Here is a 21856-nt window from a genome sequence, read left to right on the forward strand (position 1 = left end):
TAAAAGATAAAATGAAAAATAAAACAAAATATATAAAATATCTAAGCATCATAGTTAGTATGCTGGTTTTTATAGGTTGTGATGATTTTTTGGATGTAAATGAAAACCCAAATGACCCATCTATATCTACTCCTGATTTAACTTTGCCAGTTGCTCAACAAGCACTAGTAGATATAAACGCGGAAGAAATGACTTACTTAGGGCAGTTTATGACTTATAATTGGTCAACACCATCAAATTGGTCCGCCAATCAAGAGTTGATTCAATATAATATAGCAAACACTTTTTTCAGTAATATTTTTGAAGAATCTTATTTACTGGTTTTCAAAGATTTAACTTTTGTTGAAAATTTCGGAGGAGACGAATCCGATATAGACTATTCTGCATATAAAGCAATAGCCACAATTCTTAAAAGTTTTCAATATCAATATTTAGTAGACTTATACGGCGATATTCCTTTTTCAGAAGCAAACCTGAGAGCGGAAAACCCAACTCCCGCCTATGACGATGAGGAAGCCGTTTACACTGCTTTAATTGATAATCTTACCACAGCTGCCGTGTTAGCCCTAAATGTTAGTGCTGATGCTGAAAACCCAGGGACTCAGGATATAATCTATGGAGGAGATATGACACACTGGGCAGAATTTGCAAATACAATTAAATTACGTTTATTGGTACGATTAAGCGGAACAGGTCAAGATGCTTACATTCAAGAGCAATTAGACTTAATAGCTGCAAATGGAGCTGGCTATATTACCAGTAACGTTAGTGCTAATCCTGGTTACTCTGATAACGAAGGCAAACAAAGCCCTTTCTTTGGTTATATAGGTAGAGGACCTAACAACACAACTCTTGACAGAAATGATTTTACCGTTGCGACAGATTACATCCTCGAATATTTAACCACAAATGGCGACGATAGATTAAATCAACTATATTCTGAAGCAGTTAATGGTGGTTACAAAGGAGCAGAACAAACTACAATCCTTCCTGGTTCTGGATTTACATCTAATGACTTGTCTCATGTAGGACCTGGATTATTAGTAAGTTCCGAACAAGACCAACCATTAATGCTGTACAGCGAAGGTTTATTACTTCAAGCAGAAGCTACCGTTAGAGGCTATTTGCCAGGTGGTGATGCCGCCGCAAAAGCATTATATGAAGCAGCTATAGAAGAGTCCTTTGAATACCTTCATGTACCACCCATAGATGCCGATGCTACTGCAACACCACCAGTAGAAGCCGCCACTACCCTCGAAAGAGCCCAAGCCTATCATTCTCAACCTATAAAAAATGTGGCCTGGGATTCATCCACTGATAAAATTGAAGCTATAATCACTCAAAAATGGATAGCACTAAACGGAACATCTTCAATTGAGTCTTGGGTTGAATTAACACGAACAGGATTTCCTGTTGGCCTACCTATTCCAGCTGAATCTGATGGCGTAAGACCTGTAAGATTATTATATCCCGATTCAGAGGTTGGAAGAAACGCTTTAAACGTTCCTGCTCAAACTAAAAGCGATGCATTTACGAACAATCCATTTTGGAAATAAAAAATAAAATAATGAAAAAGATATTTTTAAAATTTAATTTTATCGCAGCATTGTTACTTGTTGTATTAATTACATCTTGTGATGCGATTGTTGACCAAGATGAAGTAGATTTTGGCAAAGGACCTATATTAGCTCAGTTTCAAAACACAACAGATGAGCTAAACATTATTAAAAATCCAAATATCTCGTTTATAGATTACGAAATACCAATAACTTATTTTGGTGGAAGAAATGAAGTTTTGGATAGAGATGTAGAAGTAACAATTGCTACCAGTGCAGATTCTGAGGCACAGGAAGGTGTGGATTTTGAATTAACTTCAACTTCTCTAACTATACCTGCAGGCGAAAATACAGCAAATACGTCTGTACGCATTCTTACAACAGATTTAGTTCCATTTGATTTTAAGGACATTATACTTGAAATAACCAGTTCATCAGAAGCGGTATCAGATGTTAATTCTATGAATTTAACACTCAAAACCCTTGATGAAAATACACTGGCAGGTACTTATGACGTAGAGGAAGGACAATACTGGAACTCTGGTTCTTTAGCGGGAAATTATTCCGGGACAGTTTCCATCGAAGCTGTTTCTCCTGATTTGTACAGACATGTTGGTATTGGATTTTGGCCAGAAGACAATGATTTTTATTTTACCGTAGACCCTGCTACAAATGTAATTACTGTATTAGACAAAGATTTAGAAGGAGAACCAACCTTATTAAATGGATCTCCGATAATGACATGTGCCGGAGGTAAATTTGAATCCGTTGTTTGTGATGAAACTACAACTAATCAAGAACTTAAGCCTGATGGCAAACATATCGTAAAAATTACTACTGGATATTTTAGAGGAGCTGGTGCTACAAGAGAATTTACCGAAACCTTAGTTAGACAAAACTAATTATTCAATTAACTATTTTTAATATTACGAACAGTAACTAAAAAACCACCTCAATTGAGGTGGTTTTTTATTTACCTTTACCCCATGGACAAAACAACTCAGATTTACGGTATACGCGCGGTCATAGAAGCTATAAATGCTAATGAACCTATTGACAAGGTATTTGTCCAGAAAGGCCTTAAAGGAGATTTATCACGTGAACTAGAAGGATTAGTTCGCAAAAATGGAATCAACTGTTCTTACGTACCTATTGAGAAACTGAACCGCTTAACACAGAATAATCATCAAGGCGTTGTTGCCAATATTTCTCCCATTACTTTTTATGAACTTGAAGAACTTGTTGAGAGCGTCATAGCTGACAAGGAAGCTCCTTTATTTCTACTTCTTGACCAACTTTCTGATGTTCGTAATTTTGGTGCGATTATAAGAACTGCAGAATGCACCGGAGTAGATGGTATTATTATACAGAAAAAAGGTGCTGCACCCGTTACTGCCGATACAATTAAAACATCCGCGGGAGCTGCTTTTAACGTCCCTATCGCAAAGGTAGACCATATTAAAGATGCTGTTTATTACCTTCAAGCAAGTGGAATAAGCGTTGTTGGCGCTACAGAAAAAACGGACACCTCAATATACGATGTTAATTTTACCGGGCCATCGGCAATAATCATGGGTTCTGAAGATAGGGGTATCTCCCCTTCTACCCTAAAAGCAGCAGATTATTTGGCAAAATTACCTTTGTTGGGTGAAATTGAATCTTTAAATGTTTCAGTTGCTTGTGCAGTCTTTCTATATGAAGCCGTTAGACAAAGAACGGTGGTCAAAGCTTAGTTTTCTAACTTAACGGTCGCCAAAAACTAATACTACTTCAAAGAATCCCTTTCTTTACTTTCCTTGAAGTGATAATTGACTTGGACTGTATCTTCAGGAATATCTTTGTCCGGTAGCTTTTCTATAAAATTACCGTTTTCATCAAATTGGCGAAGAAATGCATCAGCTTCTTCATCATAATCCTCATTTTCCCAATCGTATTTTTTCACCGGCGGCATTTCGGCTTTTAACACAAATGCCAGTAAAAGTCCTGCCAAAAACCCTCCTAGATGTCCTTCCCAAGAAATTCCATCTTTTACCGGAAAAATATACCAAAGCATACTTCCATATATAAAAACCACAATTAGGGATAAAGCTACCAACCGATAATGTTTGGTGAAAATCCCTTTAAAAAAAATAAAACTCGCCAAGAGATAAATAACACTACTCGCTCCAATATGATATGAAGGTCTACCTACTGCCCAAGTAAAAAAACCGGAAATTAGAACACCAATTAACAGAACACGTAGTGCTATACTTCGATAAAAATAGAACAGCGAAGCGCTTAATACGGCCAACGGAATAGTATTATTATAGAGGTGTTCTAGCGAACCATGAATAAAAGGACTCAATACGATGCCTTTTAAGCCTGTAACTCGTTGTGGGTATATACCGTATTCATTAAGATTGATTCTAAGCCTTAATTCCACCCAATACACCGTCCATATACTGAGCATTGCCAATAAAGGCACAATAATGACGCTGTTTGTAAATTTAAAATAGGTGTTTTCGGACATATCCACTAAAATAAGCAATAAGCTAGCCAACCTATTCTCTACTGCTAAATCGTCATTTGCTATGACATACATTCAACTTGGAAAAAAGCTCGTTTGCCTTTCTATATGAAACACGCTTCTGCCAACTTTATTATACTTTTGCATCATGAACGAACCTCTAGCGGAACGCATTCGCCCAAAAACATTAGAAGATTATATAAGCCAAAGCCACTTGGTAGGTAAAGAAGGCTCACTAACAAACCAGATAAAACGGGGAATTATACCTTCCCTAATTCTTTGGGGGCCTCCCGGTACCGGTAAAACAACTTTGGCAAATATAATAGCTAATGAAAGTGAGCGCCCCTTTTATATCCTTAGTGCTATTAATAGTGGGGTTAAAGATATACGTGAGGTAATAGATAAGGCAAAAAAAAGTGGCGGTCTTTTTACGGCCAAAAACCCTATTCTATTTATTGATGAAATCCATCGTTTTAGCAAATCACAACAAGATTCACTTCTAGCGGCTGTTGAGAAGGGTTGGGTTACCTTAATCGGCGCCACTACAGAAAACCCAAGTTTTGAGGTAATCCCAGCTTTATTATCACGATGTCAGGTGTATATTTTAAACGCTTTTGGAAAAGATGATTTAGAAAATCTATTAAAAAGAGCAATCAAAGAGGACAAATACCTTAAATCAAAAAAAATAGACCTAAAAGAGACCGAAGCTCTTATGAGGCTATCTGGCGGTGACGGACGCAAACTCTTGAATATTTTTGAACTAGTTGTAAATTCCGAAACCGGAGACACCGTAAAAATAACAGATGAACTTGTACTGAGCAAAGTTCAAAAAAATACAGTTCTTTATGATAAAACTGGCGAACAGCACTATGACATCATATCAGCTTTTATAAAATCCATTCGAGGGGGCGACCCCAACGGTGCCGTGTATTGGCTTGCCAGAATGATTGAAGGCGGCGAGGATATAAAATTCATAGCCCGTAGGCTCCTTATTTCGGCCTCAGAAGATATTGGTCTTGCCAACCCTACGGCTCTGGTCATTGCCAATAATGCTTTTCAGGCGGTTACCACCATTGGGTACCCTGAAGCAAGTATAATTCTTAGCCAATGTGCCGTTTACTTGGCCACGTCACCAAAAAGTAATGCTAGCTATATGGCGATTAAAAAGGCACAGCAAAAAGTTAGGGAAACCGGTGACCTTTCCGTTCCTCTGCCCTTGCGAAACGCTCCTACTAAATTAATGAAAGATTTAGGCTATGGAGCCGAATATAAATATGCCCACGATTATGAAAATAACTTCGTAGATGCCGAATTTTTACCTGAAGAATTAACTGGCACACCGTTTTATAAACCCGGAAATAACTCCAGAGAAAATGCCATTAAAGAATTCCTAAAAAATAGGTGGAAAGGAAAATACGACCATTAAAATTTAACGGTCAGTTCTTCGGTTTTAAGTTTACCATCAACGTATTGTTCAAAAAACCACTTCCCATTTTGCTGAAAGACCACACCGTTTGCACTATCTCCTTCGGCTAGAAAATAATCCGGAAGTGATGTTTTGTATATTTTTAACCGGATTTTAGGCGTGCTATCCACCAATTGAAATCCGTTAGGGATTTCTTGAGCATACAATGTGCCCATACCAGATTTTTCTGCATCTATCACAACATCAGATACACTTGGTGTTGGTGCCGACTGAACGGAACTTTTTAAATTAGAAGGCGTAGGCCGGTTATCCTTATAACTTTGAACTTCGCGCGTAGCTTCTTGTTGAACCATTGGCTGTTTATTCTTTGGCTCATAAGATTGAGCCTTTTCTTCAATCTGTTTCACATCGTTCTTAAAGCTTGCTGTTATCGGTTCTGTTTTGTCGGCTTTCCCATTGTAGCTATAACTTATGGTATTAAAAGTCTTAAAAGCATTTCTTAACGCCTCTCCATATGCTAACTTATAATCCTTCTCTTTGCTCTTACCTACGGGTGTTGCAAAAACCTCCTGCCCACTACAATTCTCCAAAACAACACCGGCTTTGGTTGTGAACATTGATGAACCATCGACTAGTTTTGCCATCAAGCCCAGACACCTATTGTTATTAAGCTCATTAGGCAGTTCATCATCATAAACCGTTTGGAAACCTTCCTCGGTAAACAAGTATTTCACTAATGTACTGGTCTGATATTGGTTCACCTTCTTGAAACCATCAAACTTCTTGGGTACTATAATATACTTGTAATCATTTAGTTGTTCTTGGGCCATACCAATAAGGCTTACCATAAAAAAACAGGTCAGGAATATATGCTTCACAATCTTTGTATTTAATATTTGTAAATAGGAAGATGAAAAAAGCGTGCCAAACCTTGGAGTTGCGCATTAATTGGCACTACTATATCATTTCTTGCCCCAAGATATGATATTTAATCCTAACTGAAAAGAAGCATAATTACTATCTGCTAAATTGCCATATGATAGTAAATTATCTGCCATTGCATAGATATTTACAGGCCCGGCCTGAACGGAAAGTCCTAAACCTATATTGGAATAGGAAAACTTATCAATAGTATACGTTGTTTTGATACTCATAAAATTACCAAAACGTCTTTGGTAAAAACCGGTTAAGGCCATCTGTGGACCTCGTGGTCTATTTATAATATACAATTGGCCACCAGCACTGTTCACGTATTTGGCCCTTGCCCTATTACTTGATGCATTGACACCACATTCACAATTTGCTCGGTTGTTTACATGTTCTCCAAAATTATATCTTAGCGAACCATATAGCTTTGTAGGCCTAAAAGCTATATAACTATCCGCATTGTCATCAAACGGAACAAAATCTTCTATATCATCAACTAAATTTTGCCAAAAATCCGCATTGGGATTAGCAGCAGCGTCGGGTAAAATAATTTCAATTCCTTCTATAGTTGCCCTCCCGTTTAAAGTGTAATTTTTTATATCTTTTGAATGATAAACAAAACCAAGGTCCAAAACACTACCTGTAAGGACAGTTTGGTCACTTAGTTGGTATGTAAACCCTAAATCTACGCCTACACCAAGATTTCCTCCAAAAAAAGCTCTTTTGGTAATGGTACTTGCCAAAGTGCCATCATCTGCAGCATCTTTTAAACCATTTAGGCCGGATGTGCGTAATTGCATATCTGCTTCAATAGTACTAGAGTAAATATTGTTTACGCCTTCTTTAGTAATAAAAGTACCTTTGTTTTTTGTTGAGTTAAAATCGAAAATACTGGAATACAGTTTCCCTCTAACTCCTATAGTGAGATCATTATCAACTTTTTTATTTAAACCGATATGGAATACGTTCATTAACTCACCTCTGGTTTTCAAGTGATCTAAATCAAATGGTTGATTCAACTTATCGGCATTTCCTTCAAAAGCCAAGATGGCGTAATCTTGAAACCAATAGCCAATAGCATCACCTTCAATATACATTCCTGCAGTGTAGAAATTATCCGGGTTTTTTCCGCGGAAACCAAAGTTTAGAAATTCTATTTGAAATGTCCCGCTCAACTCATCACGAGCGTTCATACCATAAATGGCACGATCTCTTATTTTATCATTAATATTTAACCCATCAACCGCAAAAATGTCGTTCACAGAAAGACCACTTGAACCTGCTTGGAGAGACGGTCCGGATACTAACGGAATTCCCGCATACCACTGGAAATCGGTATCCACCCCCGGATTAATCATTGCCGACTGTGGAATTTCAACAAAGTCATACAACAACTGCTTGTTCTGCCCGAACATGGCTAGACACGTCCAAAAAAGGACTAAAAAAAGTAGGTTGGAGAATCTCATTCTATTTCGACTCTGAATTTTCCGCTGGATTTTAAAACAATTTTTGGGTCGGGCTCACTAGAAGTGCTTGTAGTATCACCCAAATTGTTAGCCGTTACACGTATGCTTGAAGTATTCTTGATAATCTCTATACTTCTACCGGAACTCCCGTAAGCTATATCTCTCTGTAGCATGGCCATTGGAGTAGGTTCTACAAGAATAACCTCTGTATCCAATACATTGCCACCTGCATCAAGTAATTCTATACTAACTTCCAGTTCTTTACTACTTGTGTTTTCAACTATGTAGGTTATAGTACCATCCAGAACCCGATTAGCAAAAACGTCTGAACTAAAAGCATCGAAATTAAAATTTTCAGAAAAAACATTAACCCCAGTTGTAGCATTGACCAACGACTCTGGCGTTTCTACATAAAGAATACTGGCCTCATAAGTTGGGGTAAGCCCAATCTCATCATACTGATTAAAATCCTGTTCCTCAATACATGACAAAAGTGTGAGGGAAGACAAAACGCAGAGTAAAGTGTATTTAAAAAATCTTATCATGGCAAAACCAAATATTCGCGTTAGTAAACGCAATTGTGGTGTTACCTATATAACTCTATAAAAAGGTTTTTATTTCGTGCAAATCCTCAATGATTTCACAAAAATCATGCTTAGGCTCTTTATGTGTATTAAAATGTAATACATTATAGCCCACAGCTTGGGCACCTAGTATATCGGCCTCTAGATTATCACCTATCATTAATGAGGTTTCCGCCCTGGTATTTGCTTTGTTCAAAGCCAAATTAAAAATAAAAGGGTCAGGCTTTTTCACACCTGCCATTTCAGAATCTATAACCTGATCGAAATAATCGTGTATTTTAGAATTTTTTAGCTTTTTACCTTGAACCTCTTGAAATCCGTTGGTAATGATATGGAGTTTATATTTTGGTTTGAGATAATCAAGAATTGCAATCGTATTAGGGAATAAGTGATTGAACGAAGAAAGATGCGCAATATAATCGTCCGATAAGGTGTTGATGACCTCATCCGAAACCATATATTTTAAATCATCAAAGACCGTTTTCAAGCGTTGATACCTTAAGGCTTCTTTGGTAATCTTACCTTCCCTATACAACTTCCAAAAAGCAAAATTTGCGGGCGTGTACACCTGCAAAAAGTCAGGAAGCTCCACCTCTATCCGGTTCTTCTGAAAAATCTTCCCAAAAGTAAGTGCAGAATTCCGTTCAAAATCCCAAAGGGTATGGTCTAAATCAAAAAATACATCGGTAACTATGTCCTTAAACATGGCATTGCTTTAAAACGGTTTCATACAATTTCATCCAATCTATCTTTTCGTCTCCACCTAATAATTCATTTGAAAAAACAGAAACGAACTCGCCATTTACAGCTTTTATAGCCTCAGCAATAGCCAAAACCTGACCCATTACCACATCCTCATTTATGGCATTAACAAAAGCATAATCATGAAAGGCGAACGAGTGTATTCTAATAGGCTGCTGCACTTCTAAATTGATATCATAAAAATAAAACGGGGTGCACGTACTGGCGCGAAAACCAACCTCATGCGTGTAACCCATAGTATAATCGTCCACGAACTCAGCATCTACCAAATTTCTGTAGGTATGTGGTAAATCTACCCTGTTGTAACGTAATCTAGAGGAATTTATAGGTCTATTGATAACCCCGGTCAGCTTTTTCTTTTCTTTTTTCAATAGTTCGTTATCATTGAACGAACTATACGATGCTGCTAGTGCAACTTTAGAATAATCTGCAATTGATTTTATGAGATAACGAAACTTATTATTATTTGGGGAAACATTTTTATCATAAGTTGAGTATTCTGCAAACTGAAAAAAGAATATACTTTTGGTTTTAAACTTTCTATGTAGATCGATTAAAAAAGTGAAATTATTGTACGGGTCTTCATCCGGATTAAACCACACCTTAAAACGTTGCCCTACTCTTTTAAATTTTAACGTACCCAGATCATAAAAAAAACCGGCCACATTCCTGACAACACCTCTATGAGCAAAGCAATGTGATGTGGTTACATCTATAGCTGAAACATAACGGTATTTCTTGGGTTTATATTCTAGATCAGGAAACTTGATTTTAAGCTCATCCAGTAACCTATACGCCCAAATATCCACAACCGGTAACTTAAGAAATTTGTTTCTATAGGCGATGCTATCCTTAACGGGAAAACGATCGTGTATATCCTTTACATGAGGTAGGTACTCCTCGTACCTACTTAACAAATAAAAACTGGCAGAAAATATATCAAAAGGTAGACTGCTTCTCTCGCCCGTTCTAAAAAAACAAGGAACACCATTCCAATCATGAACCGTTATCTGTAAATCATTTATACCTTGTTCAAAAAGAAGGTCGTTGCTACGAACAAAGAATTCGTTCTGCAAAGGTTGTTTTGTATACGTAATCTTAGCACCTGAATGCTTAATAAAATCTTCGACTTTAGTAGTAAAAGAAACTTCAATACCCAATATACGTGTAAAGACCTGCTTCATGGTATACCTGAAACGCGGTGTAATTTTATGGGTGTAAATAAGTAACATAATCTGCTAAGAATTCAATTTTCAACTGGTGACCGGCAATCAAACTTTCTTGATGTTCGAAAAGTTCTAAACCACAAAGTTAAAGAATACCTTCATCAGCAAAGCTATAATAATCCTTTTGGGTAATTATCAAATGATCCAAAACTTTTATATCAAGTGCAGCAGCCGCTCTTTTTAATTTTTGGGTCACTTTACGGTCTTCTTCACTAGGTCTTAAAGTTCCTGAAGGGTGATTATGCGATAGCACCAGCCCAACCGCACCTTGTTCCAGCGCCTGCCGCATTACAATGCGGACGTCTACCAGTGTTCCTGTTAATCCGCCTTTGCTTAACTGTGCGCTATGAAGTACTTTATTGGCATTACTCAGGTATAATATCCAAAATTCTTCGTGTTGCAACTCTCCTATGCGCGGTTGTAGCAAATCAAAAACATCTCTACTACTGTTTATTTTGCTAATTTTCTGAGCTTCCTCACCACGTCTTCTTCTTCCCATCTCTAGCGCAGCTGCAATAGTTACCGCTTTTGCTTCGCCAATACCCTTAAAAGTCATCAGTTGTTTAATGGTAAGTTTACCCAATTCATTCAGGTTGTTATTTGCAGAGGCTAAAATACGTTTTGCCAGCTCAACCGCACTTTCATCCCTACTCCCGGAACCAATGAGAATAGCAATCAATTCGGCATCCGATAAAACGGATCTTCCTTTCTGGACTAACTTTTCTCTAGGCTTATCATCATCTGACCAATGTTTGATTGAGAACGAGGTTGATTTTTCATGCATGTCATAAATATAGTAAACTCTATTATTAACAAGTTTTATGACCGATGAAATAAGCAAACCACTCGCCAAGAGCCATTTGAATGTATCCTTACCTCTACCCTAATATTCTATTACAAAGAAAATTTCTCTTTTAATTGAATCAGATCCAAACCACCGTAATTACCGGAACTCATTAGAAGTAAAACGGCATTATCATAATCCTGACTAAAAACAAAGTCCTTAAAACTGGCCGCGTTAGTATAAATCTTAAGGTCGTTACGTTCAAAAGCTTCCGAAATTTGTTCCGGTGTAACTTCTTTCAATTTTTTAATGGCCACAGATTCTGGTAAATAGAAAATTACCGCTTCGTCCGCTGCATCTAAAGCGCCCTTGTATTCTTTTAAAAATTCAGGATTAAAACTACTATACGTATGTAGTTCTAAACAAGCTATTAGTTTACGGTTTTCATATTGCTCTTTTACCGCTTTTGTTGTTGCAGCCACTTTACTTGGAGAATGCGCAAAGTCTTTATAAGCAACTGAAGATTTCCCTTCTGCAATTTTCTCCAATCGTTTAGAAGCTCCTGAAAATGTTGCAATAGCTTCGTAGAAATCATCTTCATCTACGCCCATATTCTGGCAAATCCATTTGGCGCCTGCCAAATTGCTCAAATTATGTTTTCCAAAAACTTCAATAGGCATAGGGCCTTCCGGAGTTTCCAAAAGAGTTGTGCCGTCTTCAATAGTATACTCAGGCGTTGTGTACGGTAATTTACGAATCGTATTTTCAGATGCTTCTACAACCTTTTTAACCTCAAGGTCTTCTTCATTGTAAGTGATACTGCCTCCTTTTACTATACTGTCAACAAAAATCTGAAACTGCTCTACATAATTTTCGAAAGTAGGAAATACATTAATATGGTCCCATGCAATACCACTTAACAGCGCTATATTAGGTTTATATAAATGAAACTTAGGTCTACGGTCTATAGGAGACGACAAGTATTCATCCCCTTCCAATATCATAAAATCATTATCATCTGTCAGGTGAACCATACGTTCAAAACCTTCCAGTTGTGCACCCACCATAAAATCAACCTCTCTATCATGGTAATTCAACACATGAAGAATCATAGAGGTAATTGTAGTTTTCCCATGGCTACCGCCAATAACCACACGTGTCTTGTCTTTGGCCTGCTCATACAAAAATTCAGGATACGAATATATTTTTAAGCCTAACTCTTGGGCTTTCAATAGTTCAGGGTTATCGGCTTTTGCATGCATACCCAAAATAACAGCATCCAGATTCTCATTTATCTTTTCTGGGAACCAACCAAAACTCTCAGGAAGAAGCCCTTGATCTTTCAAACGGGATTTAGAGGGTTCAAAAATAACATCGTCACTTCCAGTAACAACATCACCTTTATGTGCCAAGGCCAAAGCTAAATTGTGCATGGCACTACCACCAATTGCAATAAAATGAATCTGCATAAACGCTGTATTTGCCACAAATATAGGCATTGATTTCTCGATAAAAAACATCAAAACCAGCTACAGTTCATCGAATAAAAAATCTGATGAAACTTCAAAAACATCGGTAAAATGCACACTTTCCAACAATGCTTGCTACGTATTTGGTAAGATTCACCCTTCAAATAAGGGCTTTGACAACATTTATTCATGTACACCTTATCACCATCTTACATTTGTTCTGAGCAATTTTCACATTGCCACCCCTAACATCTAAACATGACCAACCAAACTTACAAAAGAACCTTCTTGCAATGGGTACTCCCATTTTGTTTGATTTTGTTTTCAATAGATACATTCGCACAGTGTGCTGGTTCCGATAGTTCGGTAACCATATGTGAGAAAGATTCCGATGAGGCAAACAAAACTTTTGACCTATTTGCAGAATTAGGCGGAACACCTCTACCCGGAGGCACATGGTCCACTAATGACCCCGCCAACTTTTATGCTCTTGACCGAGATACCGGTATTGTAAACCTGTGGGAAGTTAAAAACTCAGGTTTACACGAGTTTACCTATACAAACACCTGTGGTTCCGAGGAATCTGCCGTTGTAACCATTACATTGGGCGGGTACCCTGGCGAGGACAATATAGATGGTTCTGCAGATGCCTGTGGGGATGACCCCTCCGTAAATTTACATGGTTTTATTGGAGATGAAACAGAAGGGAAATTTCAAGATTTCAATGGTACTTGGGATGCTATTACACCTGAGGCGGCACCACATTTAGCATTAAATTTTTTCGATGCAGAATCTGCCGGACCTGGTATATATGAATTTACCCATACTGTACCTGCCGTAGGCAGCTGTCTTAGCAGACAAGTAACCTTATTGCTTGAAGTTCAAAGGCCTGCGAATTCAGGTATTGCTTCTAGTTTAACGGTCTGTACTACAGATGATTTATCTAGTTATACTGATTTTGACTTAAATGATTTATTAGAAGATGAAGATATAAACGGTACTTGGTCAGAAGGTACCGATACAGACCAACTATCCGATCTTACTGATCACAACATAGATATTGAGGCAATTAGAGACCGCCATACCTATGGCTCCTTCTCTTTTACTTATACCGTCTATCCATCACATGCGGTCTGTGACATTCATAGAACTACTGTTGAAATTAGTATTCTACCCACTTTTCGGGGTACAATGACCGCTCCTAATTTTTGTATAGACCCGGATAAATACCTAATTGAAATAAGCGATTATGAAGATACATTGATTCCACCCGGCGCTTATTCCGTAACATACCAATTGGATTCTTCGAGCGGAAATTCAGGAGAAACTACCTCACTAATTCTTAACCCAGACCGTACTGGTTCATTTGAAATTGATGCAGATTTGGTTGAAAAGAACGTAACCACAACCTTATCCATAATTTCATTAGGAGAAGAGGTTTGTGCCGATATTCAGGTATCTCCAATTCAGTTTATTGTTACAGACCCTCTAGCCAACGTAACGGACACCTGTGAGGGCGAAGATATTTCAGTAAGCTTAAGCGATATTTTTGACCCTTCTTTCACTCGGGCAGACGGCACTTATGATGTTAATTACACCATTACCGCGCCAAGTGCCACAGAAACAACACATACTGCTAGTGCCATTACATTCACTTCCGGCAGTGCAAATTTTACTATCCCTACTTCCCAAATTACGGAAACTGGAGAATACGATTTTGATTTTGAAGTGGATAATGGATTCCCTATGGAATGTGATATTACCAATACTGCAATAATTACGGCTATACCAGAGGCTATTCAGCTAGATATAGTGGTAGATAATTCATGCAACGCTACAGGTATTGACGTTTTAGTAACCGCACCCACCCTCACGGACGGAGCGTATATTGTTACCTATGAAGTTGTTTCACAAGAAACCAACACCATCTTAATAGACAATACCATTAATTTCTCCGGAGGTACTGCAGATTATCAAATTGACGTGGCTACGTTAGAACAAGGCAATTATACGGTTACCGTAAAAAGTACACAAAATGACACCACGCCTTGTAGAACAATTTTCGATTTCGAGGTGAATGAAAATTTTGCCATTGAAGGTGTTCCCGCTTTACCGGAAGCTGAACCTTTGCAAACCATTTGTCTTGCCCAATTCCCCTCTTCATCTCCTACATTACAGGATATTGAAGTAACTGCCAATGGCGAAATCATGTTTTATGACACGGCAACGGATATGGATATTCTTCCCATAGATACCGAGCTTGTGGATGGTGAAGATTATTTTATCTCAAACATAGACCCTAACAATAATTGTGAAGGTTCTGATAGAGTTCAGGTTTCCGTTATTCTTTCAGATCCTGAAACGCCAATGCTATTTGTTGGAAATCCTACATTTTGTGGTTCAGAAAACCCCGTAGTAAATAATTTGAATGCCAGCGTAGCCAGTAGCAATGCCATAGTGTGGTATGAAACTGAAACAGGAGGAACGGCCTTAGATACGAATACCGGTTTGATTGACGGAAAAAGCTATTATGCCGCAACTGAAGTTGATGGAAAATGCCAAAGTTCTGTACGGACCGAAGTAATCCCAACAGTTTATCAATTAGAACCGGCTAGTTTAGCATTTACCACATTGGTTCTTTGCGGATTGGACGAACCCACAATAGAAAATTTAAGTGATGCCGAAAGTAATTCTTCATATGATGTGCTGTGGTACGATACTCCTTCAAACGGCATTCCACTTGAAGAAGATGTTCTTTTAATTTCGGGAACCACGTATTATGCCGAAAGTTTCAATCCGGATACAGGTTGTATGAATCCTGAGCGAATGGCCATCACCATTGACCTTACCAATTGTGAACCTGAAGAATACGGATTCTTTATTCCCGATGGATTTTCTCCCAACGGAGATGGTAAAAATGATACGTTCTTCATTCCAAATATTGAAATTATATTTCCTGAATTCACATTGGAAATTTTAAACCGATACGGTACTTCCCTATTTAAAGGAGACCGAAGCAGCCCGGCCTGGAATGGAAAAAATGGAAGCGGCACAGCCCCTAACGGCGTGTACTTCTACATTATAGATTATAACAAAGAAGGTCATAACCCGGTACAGGGCAGATTGTACCTTAACCGCTAATCCATGAAAGAAATAAAACTATATTTTATTTTTCTGATGTTCGTGTGTGCTGCGGCCCATGGGCAACAAGACCCCCAATACACCCAGTACATGTACAACATGAACGTTGTGAACCCTGCCTACACCACCAATGAGGTGGGTATGCTCAACTTTGGCGGATTGTACCGCTCTCAATGGAAAAATGCCATAGGAAGTCCTAAAACACTTACCTTTTTTACACATGTTCCCATGAGTGATAAAGTGGAAGTGGGCCTATCTTTTATTACGGATGAAATTGGAGATGGCGCTTTAAAGGAAAATAATATCTATGCAGATTTTGCATACATTTTAAAATTAGATGACAAGAGTAACCTTTCATTAGGGCTAAAAGGTGGCTTCACCACTTTTGAGACCAATTTTGACGGCTTTATGCTTCCTGAGTTTCAAGATGACCCTGCTTTTAACGAAAATATAAACAGTACATTTCCAAATGTAGGTATTGGTGCTTTTTACCACAGACAAAATTTTTATGCTGGCATTTCAGCTCCCAACCTGTTGACAACAAAACATCTTGAAAACAAAGACGGAATTAATCGTATTGGCTCAGAAAATATTCACTTTTTCCTTACTTCGGGTTACGTGTATGAATTAAATCCAGATTTAAAACTTAAACCTTCGGCATTGGCTAAAATTGTAGAGGGATCTCCTTTAACTGTGGATGTTTCGCTGAACGCCCTTTTCCTAAATCGTTTTGAAGGGGGATTGTCATACCGCTTGGAAGACTCCGTAAGTGCCATGTTCAACATTGCCGCCACACCTGCTTTGCGTATTGGTTATGCCTATGATTATACGCTATCGAACCTCAGCACCTACAGTTCTGGTTCCCATGAAATATTTGTTCTTTTTAATCTCGATTTACTGGGCCTCGGCAAAGGATACGACAAATCACCTAGATTCTACTAAACATGAAAAAACTACTCTTCATATGGTTTGTTCTGGGTTTAACCGTACAAACCTACGCCCAACAAGAACTGAAACGTGCCGACACATATTTTGAACGCGCGTACTACAGTGATGCTATTCCGCTTTATGAGCAGTTGCTTCCACGGAACAAAAATTCAAAACTGATTAAAAACCTTGCGGATAGTTACTACCATACTTTTGATATGAAGGCAGCCGCCCGTTGGTATGGATATTTAATTTCCAATTATGGCGAAAACGTTGACGAAAGCTATCATTTTAAGCTAAACCAATCTTTAAAAGCGATAGGCGAATATGAAAACGCAAAAAAAGTGCTCGTTGATTTTTATACAGAGGAAGGACAAGACGATAAGGTCAGCCAAATTGAAAACAACTTCACCTATGTAGAAAATGTAAGGGCTATTGGTAATAGATTTGAAATTAAAAACCTCAACCTCAATACATCCACATCAGAATTTGGTGCCGCGCGTATAGATTCCAATTTGGTATACAGCGCTTCCAGAAAAAACTCAAGTGCCCTGCCTAAACTCTATCGTTGGAACAATGAAAACTATTTAGATATCTATTCCCATCCCATTGAAAAAATAGAACAAGGAGATAGTTTAAGCTCATCCATTAGCAGCGTAATCAACTCCAAAATGCACGAGGGCACTTTTGCCATTTCAAAAGATAGAAAAACCATTTATTTTACCAGAAACAGTAAAAAGAAAACGGAAGGTGATAAAATCAGTAACCTAAAAATTTATCGTGCAGAATATGTAGAGGATTCTTGGAGGAATATCACTCCTTTACCCTTTAACAGCGATGATTTCTCAACGGAACACCCAGCATTAAGTCCGGACGGAACAAAACTTTATTTCTCTTCTGATCGCGAAGGTGGTTTTGGTTCGTTTGACCTATACTTTGTTACCATTCAAAAGGATGGATTCTTTGGAAATCCTATCAACCTAGGAGAGGATATCAATACGGATAAGAAGGAACAATTTCCATTTATTGATAACCAGGGCAACCTCTATTTCGCCTCAAACGGTCATCCCGGTTTTGGGCTGCTAGACCTATTCATTTCAAAAGAAAACAATGGAAGCTTTGAAAAACCTGACAACCTAGGACTGCCCGTAAATAGTGGTTATGACGACTTCTCCTTGTCAATGGACAACGACAGTACAACAGGGTATTTTTCATCTAATCGCCCTGCTGGTAAAGGCAGTGATGATATCTATTCCTTTTCGGAAACCAAACCTCTTCTCATAGAAGATTGCAAGCAATTTATTGCAGGTGTTTTGACCGATAAAACTACAAAACTACCCCTGGCAAATGCGCATATTGAACTTGTAGACGCCGATGGCAATTCCATAGAAAAAATTATTACCACGCCCGATGCTTCCTTTAAATTCCAGATTGAATGTAGCAGTCAATATCGCATTATGGCGAATAAAGAAGGATATGAAGACAACTCAAAAATCCTTATTTCCGACACCGAAAGAAATGTGGTAAAAGATGGTTCACTTACACTTTACTCTATTCGAGAACGTGAAGCAAAAAAAGCCGAAGCAATCCTCGCCAAAAAAGAAGCTGAGGAAAAACTGGCCTTAGCAGAAATAGAACGAAAAAAGAAGCAGGAAAAGGCAGCGGAACTGGCACAAATAGAAAAAGAGAAGCAAACAGCCATTAAACAAAAAGCAACTCAAGAAAAAGAAGAGCGCGAACGACTTAAAAAAATAGAGACCATAATTGCCAAAGAAGATGCCATTGTCAGAGAAAATGAGCGAATCGTTATTCAAACCGAAGAAATTCATTTTGACTACAGCCTTTGGTATGTGAGACGAGAAGCTAGGGAAAGGTTGGCGAAGGTAGTTGCCATTATGAAAAACAACCCTGGTATGGTCATTGAAATCGGCACGCATACGGATATAAGAGGTAACTCTGAATACAACCGTGACCTTTCTCAAAAACGAGCCGACTCCGCAAAAGAATTTATGGTTAAAAACGGAATTGCCCAAAATAGAATAATTGCAAAAGGCTATGGTGAATCACAACCCATTGTAAAATGCGAAACAGTAGAAAGTTGTACTGAAGAAGACCATGAATGGAACAGAAGGTGTGAATTAGTAGTTGTAAAGTGGGAATAACCCCCTCATGAAATATAGAAAGTCAAATTTCGATAAACAATAATTACCCATCCTAAACTTGGCCTCAAATCATTAATTTGGTTTGGGGCTTTTTTCATTGCTGCTGCTATTCTTTTTATCTTCGTTGTACTTAATAAAAAATTAAATTCACAACTAACGTAGTTCGAGAAAGGTATTTGAGAGCGAGTAACCTATTGCGAAGTTTGATTCATATAATAATGAACTAAATTTTTTAATACTACATAAAAACAAAACTCAATTCCGAATTGATATTACTGGCTAATCAATTTCTTCAATACTAATCATTGAAAAATATATACATTTAATCTAAAATTAATATGTTAAAAAAACTATGCGGAAAACTTTACTTAATTCCCTTATGCATCGTATTCTTTGCATGTGCACAAATGCCTAAAAAAAATTATTATGAAAATGGGCAAATCAAAGAAGAAGGACAAATTGTTAAAAATAAAAAAGAGGGCTTATGGAAAGAGTTTTACAAAGATGGCACAATTAAATCAACTATAAATTACAAAGAAGGTAAGCGTCATGGAGACTTATTAGTTTATTACGACAATGGCAACCTAGCTAAGAAAGGTGAAATTATTAAAGATACTATAACTATAGGTATGTGGCAATGGTTTTACAAAAACAAACAACTAAAAATAGAGGGAGCTTTTGATATACAAGGCAATCAAAAAGACATTTGGAAAACCTTTTATGAGGACGGCTCAAAAATGTCAATAGCAAATTTCCCAGATGGATCACACTTGAAATATCATAAAGATGGCACTACAATAAAAGAAAAAGGCAGTTATAAAAAAGGAGAAAGGCAAGGACAATGGAAATCATATTATAAAAGTGGAATACTCAAGTATGATTCGAAATATGAAAATGGCAGAAAATATGGTATTCAACAAAAATTTTATGACAATGGGCAACTTGAACAAATTGCTGATTATGTAAACGGAGAACCACATGCAGAATTAAAAAACTATTCTGATGATGGTAAATTAGAAAGTCTATTTTTTTATAATAATGGAGAAATTATTTGGAAAAAAGTTTTTTATGAAGAAGGAGGAATCAAAGAACACATTACTTATGAGAAAGTATCCAACGACTCGGTAGTTAAACTAACTAAAACTTACTACGCTAATGGTCAAATAGATGAAGAATATTTTTTTGATAATAAAAAAAAATATAATTAGTAAAGCATACTTTGAAGATGGTACATTAGCTGGAGAGACAAGTTATACTGAGAGAGGGAATATAATTTGTAATACCTATCATGAAAATGGACAATTACATAGCTCTATAATATATGAGGACACAGAATTATCATCAAAAATAGATGGGGAATGGATAACCTATCATGCTAATGGAATTATTCAAGAAGAATATACAATAAAGAACGGATATCAAGTTGGTGTTACCAAAGAATATTACAACGACGGGATACTAAAAAGCACAACACCTTACAATGAAAAAGGCCAATACCATGGCTCTCGCAGGTTTTATTCAACAAAAAGTTCTTTAGATTTAGAGGTACAGTATGTAAATGGAGAAAAAAGCAAAGTCAATTTTGGAAATTAAAATAAAGTGTTAAATCAGAAAAGGCTTACTGTCTATTTTAATGAAGGACTAATATTCGTTAAAATTGAATGACTATAAACAAATTGATATTTAAGAATTATCCTTATGAACCTATCAAACATTCCCTCTAAAGAAATCATACCTGGTTATCACGGTAAACTGATACATTCAGAAAATATGTCCATCGCTTTTTGGACCGTGGAAGAAGGTGCAGTAGTTCCTGAACACTCACATATGAACGAACAGATTATGCATGTGCAAGAAGGCCGTTTTGAATTCACCCTTGATGGAGAAACAAAAATCTATGAAGCGGACGATGTGGTAATTATACCACCCCATAGTTCACATAGTGGCAAGGCTCTTACACCATGTAAACTGATAGATGTTTTTAGCCCTGTGAGAGAAGAATACAAATAGAAATTACATATCCCCATAAATCTATTACCATGAATATATCATTAGAAAAAAAAAGAGCATTAGTAGGTGGCAGCTCAGGAGGAATAGGAAAAGCTATAGCGCAACAGCTCGCTGAGAGTGGCGCCAGTGTAACACTCATGTCACACAGCGAAGAAAAACTAAAAAAAATAGTTGCTGAACTACCAACGAACGAGACTCAAAAACACGGTTACCTTGTTGTAGATTTTTCAGATTTTCATGGCTATCGAGAAACGATATTCAAGTTTTTTGAGAGCAATTCCATAGATATCTTGGTGAACAACACCCAAGGACCAGATGCCGGAAGTTCTTTAGAAAAACAAACTCCGGATTACCAAGAGGCCTTCAACCTGCTTTTTAAGACTGTCGTCTACACCACAGAACTTGCTTTAAAGAACATGAAAGAGAACAAATGGGGTAGAATAATAAACGTAGCTTCGGTATCGGTAAAAGAGCCTTTATCGTATTTAGCCCTCTCTAATACCATTAGGGCTGCGGTGGTCACTTGGGCCAAAACGTTGGCGACAGACGTGGGGCCGTTCAACATAACCGCAAACAGCATTCTTACGGGCTATTTTGATACGGAGCGTATTGCACAATTGAACTCGAAAAAAGCCGAACAATTAGGTATTTCTGAAGATGAAGTTTTAGCGGATATGGAGTCCAAAGTGCCGGTGAAACGCATAGGTGACCCCAAAGAATACGGATATCTTGTTGCTTTTTTAGCTTCGGATAACGCGGCCTACATAACAGGTACACAAATCCCGATTGACGGGGGGCTTTTAAAAAGTTTATAAACCGGCTTCGCTACGAAGCTATAATGAGCAGGGAGATAAAAAGAAAAAGGAGTACAAAAGCGGATTTCAGGGAAGAAGCCCAAGTATCAAGAAAA

Annotated in this window: 19 protein-coding genes; 11 read left to right on the plus strand and 8 right to left on the minus strand. The window is 37.6% G+C overall.

The features are described 5' to 3' along the window. Positions 1-11 precede the first annotated feature (11 nt). The 3 genes from P0077_RS04435 (at position 12) to rlmB (ending at position 3289) form a co-directional block, all read left to right on the plus strand. Complete coding sequence (locus tag P0077_RS04435; protein ID WP_276167936.1) at positions 12-1556, plus strand: SusD/RagB family nutrient-binding outer membrane lipoprotein; 1545 nt, start codon at positions 12-14, stop codon at positions 1554-1556. A gap of 11 nt (positions 1557-1567) precedes the next feature. Continuing rightward, the gene (locus P0077_RS04440) at positions 1568-2458 is read left to right on the plus strand and encodes a hypothetical protein (protein WP_276167937.1); all 891 of its coding nucleotides are present in this window, start codon (positions 1568-1570) and stop codon (positions 2456-2458) included. 84 nt (positions 2459-2542) lie between these two features. Further along, the gene (rlmB, locus tag P0077_RS04445; RefSeq protein WP_276167938.1) at positions 2543-3289 is read left to right on the plus strand and encodes a 23S rRNA (guanosine(2251)-2'-O)-methyltransferase RlmB; all 747 of its coding nucleotides are present in this window, start codon (positions 2543-2545) and stop codon (positions 3287-3289) included. A 32-nt stretch (positions 3290-3321) separates the two neighbouring features. Here the strand turns inward: rlmB and P0077_RS04450 are convergent, their stop codons facing one another. Next, positions 3322-4065: a rhomboid family intramembrane serine protease gene (locus tag P0077_RS04450; RefSeq protein ID WP_276169167.1), complete on the minus strand. Its 744-nt coding sequence runs from the start codon at positions 4063-4065 to the stop codon at positions 3322-3324. A 145-nt stretch (positions 4066-4210) separates the two neighbouring features. Here P0077_RS04450 and P0077_RS04455 point away from each other — a divergent pair, with 145 nt between their 5' ends. Beyond that, complete coding sequence (locus P0077_RS04455; protein ID WP_276167939.1) at positions 4211-5488, plus strand: replication-associated recombination protein A; 1278 nt, start codon at positions 4211-4213, stop codon at positions 5486-5488. Here P0077_RS04455 and P0077_RS04460 read toward each other — a convergent pair. From P0077_RS04460 to P0077_RS04490, 7 genes are all read right to left on the minus strand, one after another. After that, on the minus strand, positions 5485-6366 hold the full coding sequence (locus tag P0077_RS04460) for a hypothetical protein (protein WP_276167940.1): 882 nt from the start codon (positions 6364-6366) through the stop codon (positions 5485-5487). The two genes, P0077_RS04455 and P0077_RS04460, sit on opposite strands and share 4 nt — an antisense overlap. 84 nt (positions 6367-6450) lie before the next feature. Next, positions 6451-7881, minus strand: coding sequence for a DUF5723 family protein (locus P0077_RS04465; protein ID WP_276167941.1), 1431 nt, complete (start codon positions 7879-7881; stop codon positions 6451-6453). Further along, the gene (locus P0077_RS04470) at positions 7878-8426 is read right to left on the minus strand and encodes a hypothetical protein (RefSeq protein WP_276167942.1); all 549 of its coding nucleotides are present in this window, start codon (positions 8424-8426) and stop codon (positions 7878-7880) included. The genes P0077_RS04465 and P0077_RS04470 overlap by 4 nt, the downstream gene beginning before the upstream one ends. Before the next feature lie 55 nt (positions 8427-8481). Then, a complete protein-coding gene (locus P0077_RS04475) occupies positions 8482-9171 on the minus strand; it encodes a YjjG family noncanonical pyrimidine nucleotidase (RefSeq protein ID WP_194524666.1) in 690 nt (229 codons plus the stop codon). Further along, positions 9164-10459 (minus strand): polysaccharide deacetylase family protein, encoded by a 1296-nt coding sequence (locus P0077_RS04480; protein ID WP_276167943.1) that lies wholly within the window; start codon positions 10457-10459, stop codon positions 9164-9166. The genes P0077_RS04475 and P0077_RS04480 overlap by 8 nt, the downstream gene beginning before the upstream one ends. 79 nt (positions 10460-10538) lie before the next feature. Next, positions 10539-11237 (minus strand): RadC family protein, encoded by a 699-nt coding sequence (gene radC / locus P0077_RS04485; protein WP_276167944.1) that lies wholly within the window; start codon positions 11235-11237, stop codon positions 10539-10541. 110 nt (positions 11238-11347) lie between these two features. Further along, entirely contained in the window at positions 11348-12706 is a 1359-nt protein-coding gene (locus tag P0077_RS04490) for a UDP-N-acetylmuramate--L-alanine ligase (protein WP_276167945.1), read from the minus strand. A gap of 258 nt (positions 12707-12964) precedes the next feature. Here P0077_RS04490 and P0077_RS04495 point away from each other — a divergent pair, with 258 nt between their 5' ends. From P0077_RS04495 to P0077_RS04525, 7 genes are all read left to right on the plus strand, one after another. Then, a complete protein-coding gene (locus P0077_RS04495; protein WP_276167946.1) occupies positions 12965-15847 on the plus strand; it encodes a gliding motility-associated C-terminal domain-containing protein in 2883 nt (960 codons plus the stop codon). A gap of 3 nt (positions 15848-15850) precedes the next feature. Then, positions 15851-16789, plus strand: a complete 939-nt coding sequence (locus tag P0077_RS04500; RefSeq protein ID WP_276167947.1) for a PorP/SprF family type IX secretion system membrane protein — start codon at positions 15851-15853, stop codon at positions 16787-16789. A gap of 2 nt (positions 16790-16791) precedes the next feature. Continuing rightward, a complete protein-coding gene (locus tag P0077_RS04505) occupies positions 16792-18936 on the plus strand; it encodes an OmpA family protein (protein ID WP_276167948.1) in 2145 nt (714 codons plus the stop codon). A 338-nt stretch (positions 18937-19274) separates the two neighbouring features. Then, complete coding sequence (locus P0077_RS04510) at positions 19275-20144, plus strand: toxin-antitoxin system YwqK family antitoxin (RefSeq protein ID WP_276167949.1); 870 nt, start codon at positions 19275-19277, stop codon at positions 20142-20144. After that, entirely contained in the window at positions 20104-20529 is a 426-nt protein-coding gene (locus tag P0077_RS04515; protein WP_276167950.1) for a toxin-antitoxin system YwqK family antitoxin, read from the plus strand. The genes P0077_RS04510 and P0077_RS04515 overlap by 41 nt, the downstream gene beginning before the upstream one ends. 105 nt (positions 20530-20634) lie before the next feature. After that, positions 20635-20946, plus strand: coding sequence for a cupin domain-containing protein (locus P0077_RS04520; RefSeq protein ID WP_276167951.1), 312 nt, complete (start codon positions 20635-20637; stop codon positions 20944-20946). Between the two features lie 29 nt (positions 20947-20975). Next, positions 20976-21761, plus strand: coding sequence for an SDR family oxidoreductase (locus P0077_RS04525; RefSeq protein ID WP_276167952.1), 786 nt, complete (start codon positions 20976-20978; stop codon positions 21759-21761). Positions 21762-21856 lie beyond the last annotated feature (95 nt).

Source organism: Zobellia alginiliquefaciens (assembly GCF_029323795.1).
In the GTDB taxonomy this organism is placed as follows: Bacteria; Bacteroidota; Bacteroidia; order Flavobacteriales; family Flavobacteriaceae; genus Zobellia; species Zobellia alginiliquefaciens.